A 19,936-nucleotide genomic window follows, 5' to 3' on the forward strand; every position below is an offset into this window, starting at 1 on the left:
TTCTCCAAACCTAATCTGACTGCACTGATCGGCAGACTTTAGGTATTACCCCTTAGCCTGCTCAACCACCTCGACCAGCGTCCAAGCTTTCTTCTTGGAAAGCGGACGGCACTCCTGAATGGAAACCGTATCGCCTGCCTTAGCCTGGTTCGCCTCATCATGGGCGTGCAGCTTGGTGGAGCGCTTGACGTATTTTCCGTAGATCGGGTGACGCTCACGACGCTCGATCATAACGACGATGGATTTATCCATCTTATCGCTCACCACCTTGCCGGTGAGCGTACGTGTTTTTTTCTCTTCGGCCATCTTATTCACCTGCCTTCTCGTTGAGCAAAGTCTTCACACGGGCGATATCCCGGCGGACCTGCTTGAGCAGATGAGTCTGGCTCAGTTGGCCAGTGGCCTTCTGCATGCGCAGGTTAAACTGCTCGCGGAGTAGCTCGAGGAGTTGCTCTTGCAGCTCTCCTGCGGACTTTTCACGAATTTCCTGGGCTTTCATCACATCACCGTCCGTTTAGCAAAGGTGGTGGACAAGGGCATCTTCTGTGCGGCCAATTCAAATGCTTCACGGGCCAGCTCTTCGGATACACCTTCAATTTCGTACAGGACCCGACCCGGTTGGATCTGGGCTACCCAGTACTCAACGGAACCTTTACCTTTACCCATACGAACTTCGAGCGGCTTCTTGGAGATCGGCTTATCAGGGAAGACGCGGATCCAAATCTTACCGCCACGTTTAACGTGACGTGTGATCGCACGACGGCCTGCTTCGATCTGGCGCGCAGTGATGCGGCCACGACCCGTTGCTTTGAGACCGTACTCCCCGAAGCTGATTTTGCTTCCGCGATGCGCCAGGCCACGGTTGCGGCCTTTCATCATCTTACGGAATTTCATACGCTTGGGCTGTAACATCGACTCGCTCTCCCCTTACCTGGAACCTTTCTTCTTGGGCGCGTTGCCGGCAGGCTGCTGTTGCTTAGCCTTGGCACGTACTTCCTCAATACCACCGAGGATTTCACCCTTGAAGATCCACACTTTGACGCCGATGACGCCGTAGGTGGTGTGAGCTTCGTAAGTGGCGTAGTCGATATCCGCACGCAACGTGTGCAACGGAACGCGACCTTCGCGGTACCATTCGGTACGTGCGATTTCGGCACCACCCAGACGACCTGACAGCTGAATCTTAATGCCGCCAGCGCCAAGACGCATTGCGTTCTGTACCGCGCGCTTCATAGCACGACGGAACATTACGCGACGCTCAAGCTGACCCGCTACGTTAGCAGCGACTAGCTTGGCATCCAGCTCCGGCTTGCGAACTTCTTCGATGTTCACATGAACCGGAACACCCATCATCTCGGTTAGATCGCGACGTAAACGGTCGACATCTTCACCTTTTTTGCCAATCACGATACCCGGACGGGCAGTGTGAATGGTGATGCGGGCATTGTTAGCCGGACGCTCGATGTGAATGCGGCTTACGGAAGCGTTCTTCAAACGCTGATCCAGGAAGCTGCGCACTTCGAGATCATTATTGAGCTTATCGGCATAGGCGCCGCGCTCGGCATACCAGACAGAAGCATGGTCTTTGACGATGCCCAGTCGAATGCCTGTTGGATTGACTTTCTGACCCATCTGGTCGACTCCTACTTCTCGGCTACCTTGACGGTGATGTGGCAGGTGCGCTTCAAGATACGATCCGCACGGCCTTTGGCGCGCGGCTTGATACGCTTGAGCGTCATGCCCTCATCGACGCAGATGGTCGAGACACGCAGCTCGTCGATGTCCATGCCGTTATTTTCTTCCGCATTCGCGATGGCGGACTGAAGCACTTTCTTGACCAGTTTGGCAGCCTTCTTCGGTGAGAAGGTCAGCAGGTCAAGAGCTTCGGCGACCGGTTTACCGCGCACCTGGTCAGCCACCAAACGGGCCTTCTGTGCGGATAAAGCAGCGCCACTCAGCTTAGCTGTGACTTCCATCTCTTAATCCTCTCTGGCTTACCGTTTGGCTTTCTTGTCCGCAGCATGCCCGCGATATGTGCGAGTAGCAGCGAATTCGCCAAGTTTATGACCCACCATTTCCTCGGAGACGTGCACCGGGACATGCTGGCGTCCGTTATGGACCGCAATAGTCAGACCTACCATGTTGGGCAGGATCATCGAACGACGCGACCAAGTCTTGATTGGTTTGCGATCGTTCTTCTCCACTGCAGCCTCTACCTTCTTCAAAAGATGAAGGTCAATGAAGGGACCTTTCTTTAGTGAACGTGGCACAGCCGTTACCTCTTAAGTTCTTGGCAATTTCGATTAACGCGTCTTGTTACGACGACGGATAATCAGCTTGTCGGTGCGCTTGTTCTTACGCGTCTTGTGACCCTTAGTCGGCACACCCCATGGGGATACCGGGTGACGACCACCACTGGTGCGGCCTTCACCACCACCGTGTGGGTGATCCACCGGGTTCATCGCGACACCGCGAACAGTCGGACGCACGCCTCTCCAGCGCTTCGCACCGGCCTTGCCAAGTTGACGCAGGCTGTGCTCGGAGTTGCTCACTTCGCCCAGAGTTGCGCGGCACTCAGCCAACACTTTACGCATTTCGCCAGAGCGAAGACGTAAGGTGGCGTAGTTACCTTCACGAGCAACCAGCTGAGCGCTAGTACCGGCACTGCGAGCAATCTGCGCGCCTTTACCCGGCTTCAGTTCGATACCGTGAACGGTAGAACCAAGCGGGATATTGCGCAGCGGCAAAGCGTTGCCTTTTTTGATGGGCGCGTTAACACCAGATTCCAGCACGTCACCCGCGCTGACACCTTTCGGTGCAATGATGTAACGACGCTCACCATCTGCATATTTCAGTAGTGCAATATGCGCACTACGGTTCGGATCGTGCTCAAGACGCTCAACGGTGGCTGGAATGCCATCTTTGGTGCGTTTGAAGTCGATCAACCGGTAGTGTTGACGGTGACCACCGCCCACGTGGCGGGTGGTGATGCGACCGTAGTTGTTACGGCCACCGGACTTGGACTGCTTTTCCAAAAGCGGTGCATAAGCACGGCCTTTGTACAGTTCCTCACCAACGATCTTAACGACGTGGCGACGACCGGCGGATGTGGGTTTGGTCTTGACGATTGCCATTATCCGTACTCCTGCCCTTATTCGGCGCCAGAGAAGTCTTCGAGCGTTTCACCCGCAGCCAGGGTCACATACGCTTTGCGGTAACCCTTACGCAGGCCAACGCCGTGAGCAGTACGCTTAGTTTTCCCCTTCACGTTCAGTACTTGAACGCTACCGACCTTCTTGCCGAACAGTGCTTCAACGGCTTTCTTGATCTCGGGTTTGGTAGCATCAGATGCCACCTTGAAAACGTACTGGTTGCGCTCGGCTGCCATCGCGGCCTTTTCGGTCACGTGCGGTCCAAGCAGAACCTTAAATACGCGCTCCTGGTTCATGCCAGCTTCTCCTCGAATTTACGCAGGGCGGAGACGGTGACCAGAACCTTATCAAAGGCTACTAGGCTCACCGGATCAGCTGCAGCGACATCCACCACGTCAACGTGGGGAAGGTTGCGTGCGGCCAGATAGAGCTTCTCGTCAATCTCTTCGGTGACGATCAACACTTTCTCAAGGTTGAGCTCTTTCAGCTTGGCAGCTACCTGCTTGGTCTTCGGCGCTTCAACGCTGAACTCTTCAACAGCGACAAGACGCTCTTGACGGACTAGTTCAGACAGGATGGAACGCATCGCCGCACGGTACATTTTGCGGTTTACTTTCTGGCTATGGTCCTGAGGACGCGCCGCGAAAGTCACACCGCCGCTGCGCCATAGCGGAGAGCGGATTGTACCGGCACGTGCACGACCGGTACCCTTCTGACGCCAAGGCTTCTTACCACCACCACGTACGTCGGAACGGTTCTTTTGAGCGCGGGTACCTTGACGGCCACCAGCCAAATAGGCGGTTACCACCTGGTGAACCAGCGCTTCGTTGAATTCTTTGCCAAAAGTGGCATCGGCTACTTCAACGGTACCCGTGCCTGCAGCAAGATTCAGATTCATTGGTAATTATCCCCTTCAGCGAGCTTTCACGGCGCTGCGAACGATAACATCGCTACCGGTCGCGCCCGGAACAGCACCTTTGATCAGCAGCAGGTTACGCTCGGCGTCGACACGGACGATTTCAAGGCTCTGCACGGTGCAACGGGCATTGCCCATCTGACCGGCCATTTTCTTGCCTTTAAATACGCGACCCGGAGTCTGACACATGCCGATAGAACCCGGCGCGCGGTGCGACAGGGAGTTACCATGCGTGTTGTCTTGGGTACGGAAATTCCAGCGCTTAACAGCACCCTGGAAGCCTTTACCCTTAGAGGTGCCGGTCACGTCAATCATTTGACCAGCTTCGAAGAGGGATACGGTGAGTTCGCCACCCACTTCCGGAGACTCTTCGCCTTCTGCAAGACGAAACTCCATCAGTGAACGACCAGCCTCAACACCCGCCTTGGCAAACTGACCAGCTTGCGCTTTGGTGAGGTGCTTGGCTTTGCGAGAACCTGTGGTGACCTGAACCGCTGCGTAACCGTCAGACTCGAGAGTCTTAACGCGCGTTACACGGTTAGGATCAACTTCAATAACGGTCACGGGCACGGAAGCGCCATCTTCGGTAAAGACACGGGTCATCCCGGCCTTTTTACCGACTAAACCGATAGTCATACTCAGTCTCCTATAGTGTACGGGGCTATCACCCGCTATGGCTGCCCTTTCCAGAGCATTCCACTAGCACATTGTGTGGCGCCTCACGGCGCGGCGGCTGCTGCTCATCCTAAAAAATTAATGAGCGCTGGGCCGCGAGTGTCTAGTGTAATTAGTCGAGTTTGATTTGCACGTCTACGCCAGCGGCGAGATCGAGCTTCATCAACGCATCAACAGTTTTCTCGGTTGGCTCAACAATATCGAGCACACGCTTGTGCGTACGAATCTCATACTGGTCACGCGCATCTTTGTTAACGTGCGGTGAAATCAGGATGGTGTAACGCTCGCGGTTGGTCGGCAGCGGGATCGGACCACGAACCTGAGCACCAGTACGCTTAGCGGTTTCAACGATTTCCGCTGTGGACTGATCAATCAGGCGATGGTCGAACGCTTTCAACCGAATGCGAATCTTTTGGTTCTGCATTTGCCCTAAACTCCAATGGATGTCGACGGCGCGAGCCGTCTACCCACGCATTCAAAGGATGCGCATTATAGGCACGCCAAAAGCCCATGTCAAACATTTGCTATTGGTGCGCAGAAAAGGGGGCTCGCAAGAGCCCCCTTGATCAATCATCAAGCAAGCTTACTTGACGATTTTTGCAACAACGCCAGCACCAACGGTACGACCGCCTTCGCGGATTGCGAAGCGCAGACCTTCGTCCATAGCGATTGGAGCAATCAGGGTAACAACCATCTTAACGTTGTCGCCCGGCATTACCATTTCAACACCTTCCGGCAGTTCACAGGTACCTGTTACGTCAGTGGTACGGAAGTAGAACTGGGGACGGTAGCCCTTGAAGAAAGGCGTGTGACGACCACCCTCTTCTTTGGACAGTACGTAAACTTCTGCTTCGAAGGTAGTGTGCGGGTTGATGGTGCCCGGCTTAGCCAGAACCTGGCCACGCTCGACGTCATCACGCTTAGTACCACGCAGCAGGGCGCCAACGTTCTCACCTGCACGACCTTCGTCGAGCAGCTTACGGAACATTTCAACACCGGTAACGATGGTTTTGGTGGTGTCGCGGATACCCACGATTTCCACTTCTTCGCCTGCTTTAACGATACCGCGCTCTACACGACCGGTAACAACAGTACCGCGGCCAGAGATAGAGAACACGTCTTCGATCGGCATCAGGAACGGCTGGTCGATAGCACGCTCCGGCTCAGGGATGTACTCATCCAGAGCTTTGATCAGATTCGCAACAGCAGTTGTACCCATGCCGTTCTCATCTTCACCGTTCAGAGCCATCAGCGCAGAACCAGTGATGATCGGCGTGTCGTCACCCGGGAAGTCGTACTCGTCGAGGAGTTCGCGAACTTCCATCTCAACCAGCTCAAGCAGCTCTTCGTCATCGACCATGTCCGCTTTGTTCAGGAACACAACGATGTACGGAACGCCAACCTGACGAGACAGCAGGATGTGCTCACGCGTCTGCGGCATCGGGCCGTCAGCAGCAGAACATACCAGGATTGCGCCGTCCATCTGCGCAGCACCGGTGATCATGTTCTTGACGTAGTCAGCGTGTCCTGGGCAGTCAACGTGCGCGTAGTGGCGCTCTTCAGACTGATATTCAACGTGAGACGTAGCGATGGTGATACCGCGCTCGCGCTCTTCAGGAGCGTTATCGATGGTATCAAACTCACGCCAGTCGCCGCCGAAAACTTCAGCAGACACACGAGTCAGAGCCGCTGTCAGGGTCGTTTTACCGTGGTCGACGTGACCGATGGTGCCGACGTTGACGTGCGGTTTGGAACGTTCAAATTTTTCCTTAGCCACTGCTATAACCTCTTTACGTTAGCTAACGGTTAACCGTTTTGGTTGATGACGGCTTCTACGACGCTGGAGGGCGCCTCGTCGTACTTCGCGAACTCCATAGAGTAGCTCGCACGGCCCTGGGTCTGAGAGCGCAGATCGGTTGCGTAACCGAACATCTCACCCAGCGGCACCGTTGCGCGGATGACTTTGCCGGAGCTGGAGTCATCCATGCCCTGCACCAGACCGCGACGACGGTTCAGGTCACCCATGACGTCACCCATGAAATCTTCGGGGGTCACGACCTCGACCTTCATCACCGGTTCCAGCAGCACGGCCTTGGCCTTCCTGGCACCTTCTTTAACCGCCATGGAAGAAGCAATCTTAAACGCAGTCTCGTTAGAGTCCACGTCATGGTAAGAACCATCGTACAGCGTGACTTTAACGTCGATCATCGGGTAACCCGCGATGACACCGTTCTTCAGCTGTTCGTAGGCACCTTTTTCTACTGCAGGGATGTATTCCTTAGGAACCACACCACCAACAATTTCGTTGACGAATTTGAAGAAGATTTCTTCATCACCTTCGCCCTTCTCTTCAGCAGTCAGCGGCTCAATGCGCAGATGCACGTGGCCGTACTGTCCACGACCACCCGACTGGCGCACAAACTTGCCTTCTTGCTCAATGCTGCCACGGATGGTTTCGCGGTAAGCAACCTGCGGCTTACCGATATTGGCTTCAACCTTAAACTCGCGACGCATACGGTCGACAAGAATATCCAGGTGCAGCTCACCCATACCAGAAATAATAGTCTGGCCGGTCTCTTCGTCAGTCTTCACCTGGAAGGAAGGATCTTCCTGGGCCAATTTACCCAGTGCAACACCCATTTTTTCCTGGTCAGCTTTCGACTTAGGCTCTACGGCAACAGAGATAACCGGATCCGGGAACTCCATGCGCTCGAGTACGATCTTGTGATCGATATCACACAGGGTGTCACCTGTAGTCACATCTTTCAGACCAATACACGCTGCAATATCGCCCGCTAGTACTTCTTTAATCTCTTCACGAGTATTGGCGTGCATCTGAACGATACGACCAACACGCTCTTTCTTCTGCTTAACGGAGTTATAAACACCGTCACCAGACTTAAGAACGCCTGAGTAAACGCGAATAAAGGTCAAGGTACCAACGAAGGGGTCGGTAGCGATCTTAAACGCCAACGCCGCAAACGGAGCACTGTCGTCCGCTTCACGGGTCGCTACGGTACCATCTTTGTCGTCCAGCTCACCTTCGATTGCTTTAACTTCTGTCGGTGAGGGCAGGTACTCAACAACCGCATCCAGGACTGCTTGAACACCCTTATTCTTAAAGGCAGAACCACAGGTCACTAGAACGATTTCGCTAGCCAGCGTGCGCGCACGAAGACCTGCTTTGATTTCTTCAATGGTCAGTTCCCCACCCTCGAGGTACTTATCCATCAATTCATCAGAGCCTTCAGCTGCGGCTTCGACCATTTGCTCGCGATATTTTTCGGCAGTCTCTTGTAGCTCAGCAGGAATATCGACAAGCTCATACGAAGTGCCTAAGTCTGCCTCATTCCAGAGGATAGCCTTCATCTCGATCAGGTCGATAACGCCTTTAAAGTCTTCCTCTGTACCCCAGTTAATCTGGATTGGCACAGCGTTAGCACCTAAGCGTTCCTTCAACTGGTCAACAACCATGAAGAAGTCTGCGCCGGTACGGTCCATCTTATTGACGAAGACCATACGCGGAACTTCATACTTATTGGCCTGGCGCCATACGGTTTCGGTCTGCGGCTGAACGCCGGAAGAACCGCACAGTACAACAACAGCACCATCAAGAACACGCAAAGAACGCTCAACTTCGATAGTGAAGTCAACGTGCCCAGGGGTGTCGATGATATTAATGCGGTGCTCATCAAACTGGTGATTCATACCTTTCCAGAAGGTAGTAACAGCAGCCGAGGTGATAGTAATACCACGCTCCTGCTCTTGCTCCATCCAGTCAGTAGTCGAAGCACCTTCATGGGTTTCGCCCAGCTTGTGGTTTACGCCAGTGTAAAACAAAACACGTTCTGTCGTGGTTGTCTTACCTGCATCAACGTGGGCAACAATACCCAAGTTGCGATAGCGATTAAGCGGTGTTTTGCGTGCCACGGTGAAGCTCCCGTTAGTTGGCAATGCTCGTTAATTCAGCAGTGTTCGTTTTGCGTATCCCACCGCCGCCACCCACAAAGGTAGCGGCAGTGTGTTGCAGCATGGCGAAAAAACTCTTTAGCGCAGCACAACCAGCAAAATCAAACACAAACTCAGAAACGCCGAGTTTAGAAACGATAGTGAGAGAAGGCCTTGTTGGCTTCTGCCATACGGTGCACATCTTCACGCTTCTTAACAGCCGAGCCTTTGCCTTCAGCGGCATCCAGCATTTCACCTGCCAGGCGCTGAACCATCGTTTTCTCACCGCGGCGACGCGCTGCGTCTACCAACCAGCGCATTGCTAGGGCTTGGCGACGCGAAGGACGAACTTCGACCGGCACCTGATAGGTCGCACCACCAACACGGCGCGACTTTACTTCGACCATCGGCTGGATGGTTTCCAGCGCTTTGTCGAAGATTTCCAGCGGCTCTTCATTACTACGCTCGGCAACCTTGTCCAACGCACCGTATACGATGCGCTCAGCTATGGACTTCTTGCCGCTGACCATCAGGTGGTTCATGAACTTCGCCAGACGCTCACTTCCGAACTTAGGATCCGGCAGGATTTCGCGTTTAGCTACAACTCTTCTTCTAGGCATGATAAGCCCTCAATTAAGGATCCTTCAGGTAAACCCGGAACTAATTGCGCTAATAGCGCCGCCCGACCTTACTCTTATCAGACCGTCATATTCGTATTAAGGTAACAACGCCAGCGTCTTAAGACGCTGCAACAAGACGTCTTAGGACTTCGGACGCTTGGTACCGTACTTAGAACGACCCTGCTTACGGTTCTGTACGCCAGAGGTGTCAAGGGCGCCACGAACGGTGTGATAACGCACACCTGGCAAATCCTTTACACGACCGCCGCGAATCAGAACAACAGAGTGCTCTTGCAGGTTGTGACCTTCACCACCGATGTAAGAAGACACTTCGAAACCGTTGGTAAGGCGCACACGGCAAACCTTACGCAGGGCCGAGTTCGGCTTCTTAGGGGTAGTAGTGTAAACGCGCGTACAAACGCCACGTTTCTGCGGGCATGCCTGTAGCGCAGGTACGTCACTCTTAGTGACGGGGCGCTTACGCGGCTTGCGCACTAGCTGATTAATCGTTGCCATGGTGTTTAGCTGACTCCAATGGTTGCCTGGCCCTTCAACAAATACTAGCAGTAGGTGCGGGCGCACCCACCCCACTGTTAAAGGCTGCGCATTCTAAAGGCTGACCCTAGGTGGCGTCAAGTCTTGCTGGCGGTTTAACCAGCAAGACTGCACCATAAGGGCCAGCGACTCGTTGTTACTCGTTTTCCTTACCGTCGATTACAGCTCGTCGTCTGAATCAAGGGCGGTTAACTGAGCACCAAGCTCCTGCTCAACTTCGGTAGCCGAGGGATTGAACAGACGCTCAACGTCTTCGCGTTTGCGACGACGCTCTGCGTGGTGAGTCAGACCGGTACCTGCCGGAATCAGACGTCCAACCACCACGTTTTCTTTCAGGCCGCGTAGATAATCGCGCTTGCCGGTTACCGCTGCTTCGGTCAATACACGTGTCGTTTCCTGGAACGACGCCGCAGAAATGAACGACTCAGTGGCCAAGCTGGCCTTAGTGATACCCAACAGCAAGCGTTGATACTTGGCCGGGAATTTACCTTCTTTCTCAAGACGCGCATTTTGCTCTAGTACGCGTACCAGTTCAGCTTGATCGCCAGTAATAAAGTCAGAGTCGCCTGAATCGGAGATCTCTACCTTACGCAGCATCTGGCGAACAATGACTTCGATATGCTTATCGTTGATGCCTACACCCTGCAGGCGGTAAACATCTTGCACTTCGGCAGTGATGTATTTAGCCAGCTCTGCCACACCCAATAAGCGCAGGATATCGTGAGGGTTGCTCGGACCATCCGAAATCACCTCACCCTTCTCGACGCTCTCACCTTCGAAGACAGCGATTTGACGCCACTTCGGGATCAGCGCTTCAAACGGGTCGCCAGATTCCGGCGTAATCGTCAAACGACGCTTACCCTTGGTCTCTTTACCGAAGCTGACCACACCACTGATTTCAGCCAAGATTGACGACTCTTTCGGCTTACGTGCCTCAAACAAGTCGGCAACACGTGGCAGACCACCGGTAATATCTTTGTTACCAGACGCTTCTACTGGGATACGTGCAACGACTTCACCGACACCAATGGTAGAGCCATCATCAACGGAGATAATCGAGTTGCCTGGCAGCAGATACTGTACCGGCGTATTCGATCCTGACACCGACACATACTCGCCAGCAGCATCTTTCAGCATCACCATCGGACGCTTATCGCGACCTGCCATCGGGCGGGCTGCCGACTCGATAACCTCAATAGAGGACAGACCGGTCATTTCGTCGACGCTGCGGTGCATGGTGACACCTTCGTCAAGGTCGACAAACTGCGCCTTACCTTCTACTTCGGCAATGATCGGATGCGTGTGCGGATCCCACTTGGCGACAATCGCACCGCCATCAACCACGTCACCGTCACGTACAGACAGCTCGGCACCGTAAGGCAGCTTGTAGTACTCACGCTCACGGCCATGGTCATCAGCAACAGCAAGTGCGCTGGAGCGAGAGACAACCACCAGCTTGCCATCGGCACGCTCTACATGCTTGATATTGTGCAGACGTACTTTACCGCCGTGCTTGACCTGAACGCTGTCCACTGCCGATGAGCGCGATGCCGCACCACCGATGTGGAACGTACGCATGGTCAGCTGGGTACCCGGCTCACCGATGGACTGTGCAGCGATAACGCCGACAGACTCACCAATGTTGACCTGATGGCCGCGCGCCAAGTCACGTCCGTAACAGGAGGCACAGACACCGTGAGCAGTGTCACATGTAATGGTAGAACGAACGATAATCTCGTCGACACCCATGGTGTCTAGCGACGCACACCACTTTTCGTCAAGCAATGTGCCGCGCGGAATAAGCACTTCATCATTACTTGGATCAATAACATCAATCGCAACGACACGACCAAGGACGCGCTGAGACAGCGGTACGATGATGTCGCCACCTTCAATGATCGGGTGCAGCGTCAGGCCATTTTCGGTGCCACAATCGGTCTCAGTGATAACCAAGTCCTGGGCAACGTCAACCAGACGACGGGTCAGGTAACCGGAGTTAGCCGTTTTCAGAGCCGTATCCGCAAGACCTTTACGCGCACCGTGAGTCGAGATGAAGTACTGAAGTACGTTCAGACCTTCACGGAAGTTGGCAACGATCGGCGTTTCGATGATCGAACCATCCGGCTTAGCCATCAAGCCACGCATACCCGCCAGCTGGCGAATCTGGGCGGCAGAACCACGCGCACCAGAGTCAGCCATGATGAAGACGCTGTTGAACGAGTCTTGCTCAACTTCGTTGCCTTCACGATCGATGACGGTCTCTTTGGAGATACCAACCATCATCGCCTTAGCGACTTTATCGTTGGCTTTCGACCAGATATCGATAACCTTGTTGTACTTCTCGCCAGCAGTTACCAAGCCAGAAGAGAACTGATCTTCGATCTCTTTAACTTCTGCTTCTGCAGCGTCGACAATCTCGGTTTTCGCATCAGGAATAACGAAGTCGTTAACACCGATTGAAGCGCCCGACCATGTTGCCAAACGGAAGCCGGTGTACATCAGCTGGTCAGCAAAGATAACCGTAGGCTTCAAGCCAGCACGACGGTACACCTCATTGATCAAGCTAGAAATCGCCTTTTTCTTCATTGGCTGGTCGATCAAGGAGAACGGCACACCTTCCGGCAAAATGCGGAACAGTAGTGCACGACCCACCGTCGTGTCGTAGATGCGGCGATGGAAACTACGCTCGCCGGTCTCTTCTTCGACGTCGACTTCGTCCAGGCGCACTTTCACGCGAGCATGCAGCGATACCGACTGCGTTCCGAAGGCGCGCTCGACCTCATGGAGGTCAGAGAACACCATACCTTCGCCTTTGGCATTGATCTTTTCGCGGGTCATGTAATACAGACCCAGAACAACGTCTTGCGACGGTACGATAATCGGTTCACCGTTGGCGGGCGACAGCACGTTATTGGTGGCCATCATCAGCGCACGCGCTTCAAGCTGAGCTTCCAGGGTCAGCGGTACGTGTACCGCCATCTGGTCACCGTCAAAGTCGGCGTTGTAGGCGGCACATACCAGCGGGTGCAGCTGGATCGCTTTACCTTCGATCAACAGCGGCTCAAACGCTTGGATACCCAGACGGTGTAGCGTCGGTGCGCGGTTAAGCAGTACCGGGTGCTCACGGATAACATCGGCAAGGATGTCCCACACCTCGGGCAGTTCGCGCTCAACCATCTTCTTGGCAGCTTTGATCGTTGAGGCGTAGCCCAGCGACTGCAGCTTGGAGTAGATAAACGGCTTGAACAGCTCAAGCGCCATTTTCTTAGGCAGACCACACTGGTGCAAACGCAGTGTCGGACCAACCGTGATTACCGAACGGCCAGAGTAATCGACGCGCTTACCTAGCAAGTTCTGACGGAAACGCCCCTGCTTACCTTTGATCATATCGGCAAGGGATTTCAGCGGACGCTTGTTAGAGCCCGTAATGGCGCGACCGCGACGGCCGTTATCCAACAACGCATCAACCGCTTCTTGCAGCATACGCTTCTCGTTACGCACGATAATATCCGGCGCATTGAGGTCAAGCAGACGCTTCAGGCGGTTGTTACGGTTGATAACGCGACGATAAAGGTCGTTCAGATCTGAGGTCGCGAAGCGGCCGCCGTCCAGCGGTACCAACGGACGAAGATCCGGCGGCAGCACGGGCAGCACTTCCATGACCATCCACGCCGGCGCGTTGCCGGAGTGGTAGAACGCTTCAAGCAGCTTCAAGCGCTTTGAAAGCTTCTTAATCTTAGTTTCAGAGTTAGTCTGCGGAATTTCTTCACGCAGGTGATTAATCTCTTCTTCCAGATCAATATCTTTCAGCAGCTCTTGGACAGCTTCGGCACCCATACGGGCGTCGAAGTCATCACCGAACTCTTCTAGCGCTTCAAAGTACTGTTCATCGTTGAGTAACTGACCACGCTCCAGCGTGGTCATACCCGGATCAATGACGACAAAGCTTTCGAAGTACAGCACGCGCTCGATATCACGCAGGGTCATATCGAGGAACATGCCGATACGCGACGGCAGTGACTTCAGAAACCAAATGTGAGCCACTGGCGATGCCAGTTCGATGTGGCCCATGCGCTCACGGCGCACGGCAGCCTTGGTGACTTCAACGCCACACTTCTCACAAATGATGCCGCGGTGCTTCATGCGCTTATACTTACCGCACAAACACTCGTAGTCTTTGACTGGGCCGAAAATCTTGGCGCAGAACAGACCATCCCGTTCCGGTTTAAAGGTACGGTAGTTGATGGTCTCGGGCTTCTTCACCTCGCCAAACGACCAGGAGCGAATCATGTCCGGCGACGCCAGGGTAATCTTGATCGCGTCAAACTCTTCGGACTGAGATTGCGATTTGAGTACTTTCACCAAATCTTTCATGGGACGGCTCCTAGCTCTCTAACTCGATATCGATGCCCAGCGAGCGGATTTCCTTCACGAGTACGTTGAAGGATTCCGGCATGCCTGCCTGCATGGTGTGGTCGCCATCCACGATGTTTTTATACATCTTGGTGCGGCCTTCGACGTCGTCCGACTTGACGGTGAGCATCTCTTGCAGCGTATACGCGGCACCGTAAGCTTCCAGCGCCCATACTTCCATCTCACCAAAGCGCTGACCACCGAACTGCGCCTTACCACCCAGCGGCTGCTGAGTCACTAGCGAGTAAGAACCGGTAGAGCGCGCGTGCATCTTGTCGTCTACCAAGTGGTTCAGCTTGAGCATATACATGTAGCCAACGGTCACCGAGCGGTCAAACGCATCGCCAGTACGGCCATCGTACAGCGTCATCTGGCCAGACTCAGGAATGTCAGCAAGCTTCAGCAGATGTTTGATCTCGTGCTCTTTAGCACCATCGAACACTGGCGTTGCCATAGGTACACCGCCTTTGAGGTTTTTCGCTAGCGCAATGATTTCTTCATCGCTTAACGAATCGATATCCTCAACACGGGTTCCCGGCGTGTTATATATCTGGCCCAGGAAGTCACGAATTTCAGCAACTTGCTGACCACGAGCATCACGTAACAGCGCGTCAATCTTGACACCCAAACCACGGGCAGCCATACCCAAGTGCGTTTCGAGGATCTGACCAACGTTCATCCGCGACGGTACACCCAGCGGGTTCAACACCACATCAACCGGCTCGCCCTTCTCGTCGAACGGCATATCTTCGATGGGCATGATCGCCGAGATAACACCTTTGTTACCGTGACGACCGGCCATCTTGTCGCCAGGCTGAATGCGACGCTTAACCGCCATGTAAACCTTGACGATTTTAAGCACGCCCGGCGCGAGGTCATCGCCCTGGGTCAGCTTGCGCTTCTTGTCTTCAAAGCGCTCGTCCATCTCTTTACGACGATTTTCGAGCTGCTCATCGGCCTGGGCCAACAGCTCGTTGTAGGCTTCATCCTGCATGCGCAGTTTGAACCACTGCTGACGCGGCAGCTCGTCGAGGTAATCCTCGTCAAGCACATCGCCTTTCTTCAGGTTCGGACCGCCATTAACAGCCTGACCTTCCAGCGTGCGCTTCAGGCGCTCAAAAGTAGCGTCTTCAGCGATACGGTAGGTTTCCTGAAGGTCTTTACGCACTTCGTCCAGCTGCATCTGTTCGATAGCAAGCGCACGAGAGTCTTTTTCAACGCCGTCACGGGTAAATACCTGAACGTCGATGACAGTACCCTTCATGCCGGTCGGCGCACGCAGCGAGGTATCTTTAACGTCAGATGCTTTCTCACCGAAAATAGCGCGTAGCAGCTTCTCTTCCGGCGTCAGCTGGGTTTCACCCTTCGGCGTTACCTTACCGACCAGGATGTCGCCAGGGCCAACTTCAGCACCAATGTAAACAACACCAGCTTCGTCCAACTTACCCAGCGCGGACTCGCCCACGTTGGGAATATCGGCAGTGATCTCTTCCGGCCCTAACTTGGTATCGCGAGATACACAGGTCAGTTCCTGAATATGAATCGTGGTAAAGCGGTCTTCTTGAACCACCCTCTCAGACAGCAGGATAGAGTCCTCGAAGTTGTAACCATTCCAGGGCATGAACGCGATGCGCATGTTCTGGCCTAGCGCCAAATCACCCATATCAACAGACGGGCCGTCGGCCAGGATATCGCCACGGGCTACGCTGTCACCAGGACGCACGATAGGGCGCTGGTTCATACAGGTGTTCTGGTTTGAACGGGTGTATTTGGTCAGGTTGTAGATATCAACACCGGCTTCACCACCGATGATCTCATCTTCGTGTACCCGTACCACGACACGACGTGCGTCAACGGAGTCGATTACACCGCCACGACGCGCCACGGCACAAACACCGGAGTCACGCGCAACGAAGCGCTCCATACCAGTACCTACTAGCGGCTTGTCAGCACGCAAAGTCGGTACCGCCTGACGCTGCATGTTCGCCCCCATCAAGGCGCGGTTAGCATCATCGTGTTCCAGGAACGGAATCAGCGCGGCCGCGACCGAAACAACCTGGCGTGGTGAAACGTCCATTAGCGTGACTTGCTCAGGACGCATAAACGTGGTTTCACCACGATGACGTACCTGAACCAAGTCGTCACTCAGCCTGTTGGACTCATCCACAGCAGCAGACGCCTGGGCAATAACGAAATCACCCTCTTCGATCGCCGACAGGTGAACGATGTCGTCGGTCACTTGGCAGGCATTGACCTTACGGTATGGCGTTTCAAGGAAGCCGTAGCTGTTGGTGTGACTGTACGTCGCCAACGAGTTGATCAGACCGATGTTCGGACCTTCCGGCGTTTCGATCGGGCACAAGCGGCCATAGTGCGTAGCATGTACGTCGCGCACCTCGAAACCAGCACGCTCACGGGTCAAACCACCTGGGCCGAGTGCCGACACACGACGCTTGTGGGTAACCTCAGAAAGCGGGTTGTTCTGATCCATAAACTGGGACAGCTGGCTAGAACCGAAGAACTCTTTCACCGCTGCCGCTACCGGCTTAGCGTTGATTAGATCTTGCGGCATCAGGCCTTCGCTCTCCGCCATGGAAAGACGCTCTTTCACTGCGCGCTCTACGCGCACTAAGCCGACGCGGAACTGGTTTTCAGCCATTTCGCCAACACAGCGAATACGGCGGTTACCCAGGTGATCGATATCGTCAACGTCACCAAAGCCGTTACGGATATTGATCAGCTCGCGCAGAACATCGAGGATGTCTTTGCGATCCAGCACACCAGAGCCCGTGTCGGTATCACGACGCAGACGACGGTTGAACTTCATGCGACCGACGCCGGAGAGGTCGTAGCGATCTTCGCTGAAGAACAAGTTATTAAACAGCGTCTCAGCAGCTTCTTTGGTCGGCGGTTCGCCAGGGCGCATCATGCGATAAATTTCGACCAACGCCTCAAGCGCGGAGCCGGTGGCATCCAACTTGAGCGTATCGGAAATAAACGAACCACAGTCGAGATCGTTAGTGTAGAGCGTTTCGATCTGGGTAATGCCACCCTGCGCCATACGCTCAAGTACTTCTGGCGTAATTTCGCTGTTACACGGGCAGATCAGCTCACCAGTTTTAGTGTCGATCTGATCTTTGGCCAACGTTTTACCAAACAGGTACTCCATCGGTACTTCCAGACGCGACAAACCGGCTTTTTCAAGCTGACGGATGTGCTTCTGGGTAATACGACGCCCCTCTTCAACAATGACGCTGCCTTCGCCATCTTTAATATCGAAGGTCGCGGTTTCACCGCGCAGGCGTGACGGTACCAGCTCTACGAAGAAGCCAGTTTTTTCAATGCTAAACTTGCTGGTTTCGAAAAACTCTTCAAGGATCTCTTCGGTGCTCATTCCCAGCGCACGCATCAACACCGACGCTGGCAGTTTCCGGCGACGGTCAATACGTACGAAGACGTTGTCTTTAGGATCGAACTCGAAGTCCAACCAGGAACCACGATAAGGAATCACTCGGGCAGAATAGAGCAGCTTGCCAGAGGAGTGGCTCTTGCCTTTATCATGATCGAAGAACACACCGGGCGAACGGTGGAGCTGAGAAACGATAACCCGCTCAGTACCATTGATAACAAAAGTACCATTCTCGGTCATCAGGGGGATTTCCCCCATGTAGACTTCCTGCTCTTTAATATCCTTGATTGCCTTGTTCGAGGAGTCGCGATCATAGATGATCAAGCGAACCTTGACGCGCAGCGGGGCGGAATAGGTCACGCCACGCAGCTGACACTCCTTAACATCGAACGCCGGCGTGCCGAAACGGTAGCTGACATACTCCAGCGCCGCATTCCCAGAGAAGCTTTCAATCGGAAACACGGACTTAAACGCCGCGTGCAGACCAATCTCGTGGCGCTCGTCGGGCGAACGATCCTGCTGGAGAAAGTCGTAGTAGGAATCAAGCTGGATGGCCAGCAAGTAAGGCACATCCATCACTTGGGGCAGTTTGCCGAAATCCTTGCGGATGCGTTTTTTCTCAGTATATGAGTAAGCCATCTGTATTCCCCAGCTTGTTCACCATGGGTGACCGATGCGTGGTCATCTGCCCCGCGGGCGTTTCAGACGCAGACAGCAAGCTCCTAAATCGGTAGCTCGCCGTCAAAAATCTTGATAGATAACAGTGTTACAGTAGTGCTGCTAGCGCTTCGTTATCACTCGCGCTTCACAACTTACGCTTCACAACTTACGCTTCACAACAACGGTCTTACTGTTTTGCTGCTTCTTACCGCAGCCTTCCTGCTGTAATGCTGCCAAGCAACATGATACAACAGAAAAAGGCCGGCAGCGGGATAAGCCCGCCGCCAGCCGTGGAAGCTTACGCAGCGCGTAAAGCCGTCAGCACAAGAATTACTTGAGCTCGACGCTTGCGCCCGCTTCTTCCAGCTTGGTCTTAGCTGCTTCAGCGTCTTCTTTAGACATTGCTTCTTTGATGGTAGCCGGCGCGCCATCAACTGCACCTTTGGCTTCTTTCAGGCCAAGACCAGTGATTTCACGAACTGCTTTGATGACGTTAACTTTCTTGTCACCAGCAGAGGTCAGTACCAGATCAAATTCAGTCTGCTCTTCAGCAGCTGCTTCGCCGCCTGCAGCGGGGCCAGCCATTACGGCTGCTGCTGCAGAAACGCCGAATTTCTCTTCCATTGCTTCGATCAGCTCGACAACTTCCATTACGGACATGTCGGCTACAGCATTGATGATATCGTCTTTGGTCAGTGCCATTGTCTCATTCCTAACTTTGCGGGAGCCTCGGTCTACCGAGTGCTCAGGATTCATTGCATGGTTCAAGCAGTGCCCTGCTTATGCAGCGCGGTCTGCTTGCAAAAAGACCTGCTTATGCAGCTTCTTCTTGCTTCTGGTCGCGCAGGGCGGCCAGGGTACGAACCAGCTTGCCAGCGGAGGCTTCTTTCATTACCGACATCAACTTGGCAATTGCTTCGTCGTAAGTCGGTAGGCTTGCCAGACGATCGATGTCAGCAGCCGGAATCAGCTCACCATCATAGGCCAACGCCTTCACTTCGAAGTTCTGATCTTGCTTTGCGAACTCTTTGAACAAACGAGCGGCAGCGCCCGGGTGCTCGGTAGAGAAAGCCAGCAGAGTAGGACCAACAAAGCTCTCGTTCAGACACTCCCATTGGGTGCCTTCGAGGGCGCGGCGTGCCAGGGTGTTGCGAACAACACGCAGCTGGACGCCATTCTCACGTGCTTGCTTGCGCAAGTCGGTCATTTTACCGACCGTAACACCGCGAGAATCGGCAACTACGACGGAGAGTGCGCCCTTGGCCGCTTCACTGACCTCGGCAACAATCGCTTTCTTGCCTTCAAGTGCTAGTGGCACAGTGATCACTCCTTCGTGCCGGAACCCACAACAGGCTCCGGTGGTTACCATCTCTCCCAGACGATAAATAAATAACGCTGGAAGCCTTGGGGGATGGTGCTCACCAGAAAGCGGTTTGGCTAAAAACCTCAACCAACTGGCGGCCACACCATCTGCGCAGGCGCTGTTAAGGCGATTAAGCCGCACCCTTAAAAGATGCGGCACCTGCGGTCTTTGACGATGCCCTGCCTAACTGACGTATTAACAGGGGACCGCAAAGTTCTTGCTCGG

The 19,936-nt window shown here is 54.1% G+C and carries 19 protein-coding genes; all 19 read right to left on the minus strand.

Going from position 1 to position 19,936, the window contains the following annotated elements; translation table 11 throughout:
• Positions 1-45 precede the first annotated feature (45 nt).
• The 19 genes from rpsQ to rplJ all read right to left on the minus strand — a co-directional run bounded on the left by rpsQ (position 46) and on the right by rplJ (position 19,666).
• The gene (rpsQ, locus tag HVE01_RS06170) at positions 46-306 is read right to left on the minus strand and encodes a 30S ribosomal protein S17 (RefSeq protein ID WP_009723897.1); all 261 of its coding nucleotides are present in this window, start codon (positions 304-306) and stop codon (positions 46-48) included.
• A gap of 1 nt (position 307) precedes the next feature.
• Positions 308-499 carry a 50S ribosomal protein L29 gene (gene rpmC, locus HVE01_RS06175; RefSeq protein ID WP_146943038.1) on the minus strand — a complete coding sequence of 64 codons (192 nt, stop codon included), beginning with the start codon at positions 497-499 and terminating at the stop codon, positions 308-310.
• Entirely contained in the window at positions 499-912 is a 414-nt protein-coding gene (rplP, locus tag HVE01_RS06180; protein WP_007112000.1) for a 50S ribosomal protein L16, read from the minus strand. Before rplP ends, rpmC begins: the two co-directional genes overlap by 1 nt.
• 15 nt (positions 913-927) lie before the next feature.
• Positions 928-1,632, minus strand: coding sequence for a 30S ribosomal protein S3 (rpsC, locus tag HVE01_RS06185; protein ID WP_038480389.1), 705 nt, complete (start codon positions 1,630-1,632; stop codon positions 928-930).
• An 11-nt stretch (positions 1,633-1,643) separates the two neighbouring features.
• Positions 1,644-1,976 carry a 50S ribosomal protein L22 gene (rplV, locus tag HVE01_RS06190; RefSeq protein WP_044628831.1) on the minus strand — a complete coding sequence of 111 codons (333 nt, stop codon included), beginning with the start codon at positions 1,974-1,976 and terminating at the stop codon, positions 1,644-1,646.
• An 18-nt stretch (positions 1,977-1,994) separates the two neighbouring features.
• A complete protein-coding gene (gene rpsS / locus HVE01_RS06195) occupies positions 1,995-2,270 on the minus strand; it encodes a 30S ribosomal protein S19 (protein WP_009098993.1) in 276 nt (91 codons plus the stop codon).
• Positions 2,271-2,303: 33 nt separating this feature from the next.
• Positions 2,304-3,134 (minus strand): 50S ribosomal protein L2, encoded by an 831-nt coding sequence (gene rplB, locus HVE01_RS06200; protein ID WP_009723901.1) that lies wholly within the window; start codon positions 3,132-3,134, stop codon positions 2,304-2,306.
• Positions 3,135-3,151: 17 nt separating this feature from the next.
• Positions 3,152-3,448: a 50S ribosomal protein L23 gene (gene rplW, locus HVE01_RS06205; RefSeq protein WP_009723902.1), complete on the minus strand. Its 297-nt coding sequence runs from the start codon at positions 3,446-3,448 to the stop codon at positions 3,152-3,154.
• Positions 3,445-4,050, minus strand: a complete 606-nt coding sequence (rplD, locus tag HVE01_RS06210) for a 50S ribosomal protein L4 (RefSeq protein WP_038480381.1) — start codon at positions 4,048-4,050, stop codon at positions 3,445-3,447. The genes rplW and rplD overlap by 4 nt, the downstream gene beginning before the upstream one ends.
• Positions 4,051-4,065: 15 nt before the next feature.
• On the minus strand, positions 4,066-4,704 hold the full coding sequence (rplC, locus tag HVE01_RS06215; RefSeq protein WP_009723904.1) for a 50S ribosomal protein L3: 639 nt from the start codon (positions 4,702-4,704) through the stop codon (positions 4,066-4,068).
• A gap of 151 nt (positions 4,705-4,855) precedes the next feature.
• The gene (rpsJ, locus tag HVE01_RS06220; RefSeq protein WP_009098983.1) at positions 4,856-5,167 is read right to left on the minus strand and encodes a 30S ribosomal protein S10; all 312 of its coding nucleotides are present in this window, start codon (positions 5,165-5,167) and stop codon (positions 4,856-4,858) included.
• Positions 5,168-5,326: 159 nt separating this feature from the next.
• Positions 5,327-6,520 carry an elongation factor Tu gene (gene tuf / locus HVE01_RS06225; protein WP_038480378.1) on the minus strand — a complete coding sequence of 398 codons (1,194 nt, stop codon included), beginning with the start codon at positions 6,518-6,520 and terminating at the stop codon, positions 5,327-5,329.
• 29 nt (positions 6,521-6,549) lie between these two features.
• Positions 6,550-8,673, minus strand: coding sequence for an elongation factor G (fusA, locus tag HVE01_RS06230; protein ID WP_125744940.1), 2,124 nt, complete (start codon positions 8,671-8,673; stop codon positions 6,550-6,552).
• A 167-nt stretch (positions 8,674-8,840) separates the two neighbouring features.
• Entirely contained in the window at positions 8,841-9,311 is a 471-nt protein-coding gene (gene rpsG / locus HVE01_RS06235) for a 30S ribosomal protein S7 (RefSeq protein WP_009098975.1), read from the minus strand.
• A gap of 141 nt (positions 9,312-9,452) precedes the next feature.
• Positions 9,453-9,827 (minus strand): 30S ribosomal protein S12, encoded by a 375-nt coding sequence (rpsL, locus tag HVE01_RS06240; RefSeq protein ID WP_009098973.1) that lies wholly within the window; start codon positions 9,825-9,827, stop codon positions 9,453-9,455.
• A 198-nt stretch (positions 9,828-10,025) separates the two neighbouring features.
• A complete protein-coding gene (gene rpoC / locus HVE01_RS06245; protein ID WP_125744938.1) occupies positions 10,026-14,240 on the minus strand; it encodes a DNA-directed RNA polymerase subunit beta' in 4,215 nt (1,404 codons plus the stop codon).
• A 10-nt stretch (positions 14,241-14,250) separates the two neighbouring features.
• Positions 14,251-18,327 carry a DNA-directed RNA polymerase subunit beta gene (gene rpoB, locus HVE01_RS06250; RefSeq protein ID WP_146943040.1) on the minus strand — a complete coding sequence of 1,359 codons (4,077 nt, stop codon included), beginning with the start codon at positions 18,325-18,327 and terminating at the stop codon, positions 14,251-14,253.
• 351 nt (positions 18,328-18,678) lie between these two features.
• On the minus strand, positions 18,679-19,050 hold the full coding sequence (gene rplL / locus HVE01_RS06255) for a 50S ribosomal protein L7/L12 (protein ID WP_030074215.1): 372 nt from the start codon (positions 19,048-19,050) through the stop codon (positions 18,679-18,681).
• Positions 19,051-19,162: 112 nt separating this feature from the next.
• Positions 19,163-19,666: a 50S ribosomal protein L10 gene (gene rplJ, locus HVE01_RS06260; RefSeq protein ID WP_125744934.1), complete on the minus strand. Its 504-nt coding sequence runs from the start codon at positions 19,664-19,666 to the stop codon at positions 19,163-19,165.
• Positions 19,667-19,936: the final 270 nt, after the last annotated feature.

The organism is Vreelandella venusta (assembly GCF_007989605.1).
In the GTDB taxonomy this organism is placed as follows: Bacteria; Pseudomonadota; Gammaproteobacteria; order Pseudomonadales; family Halomonadaceae; genus Vreelandella; species Vreelandella venusta.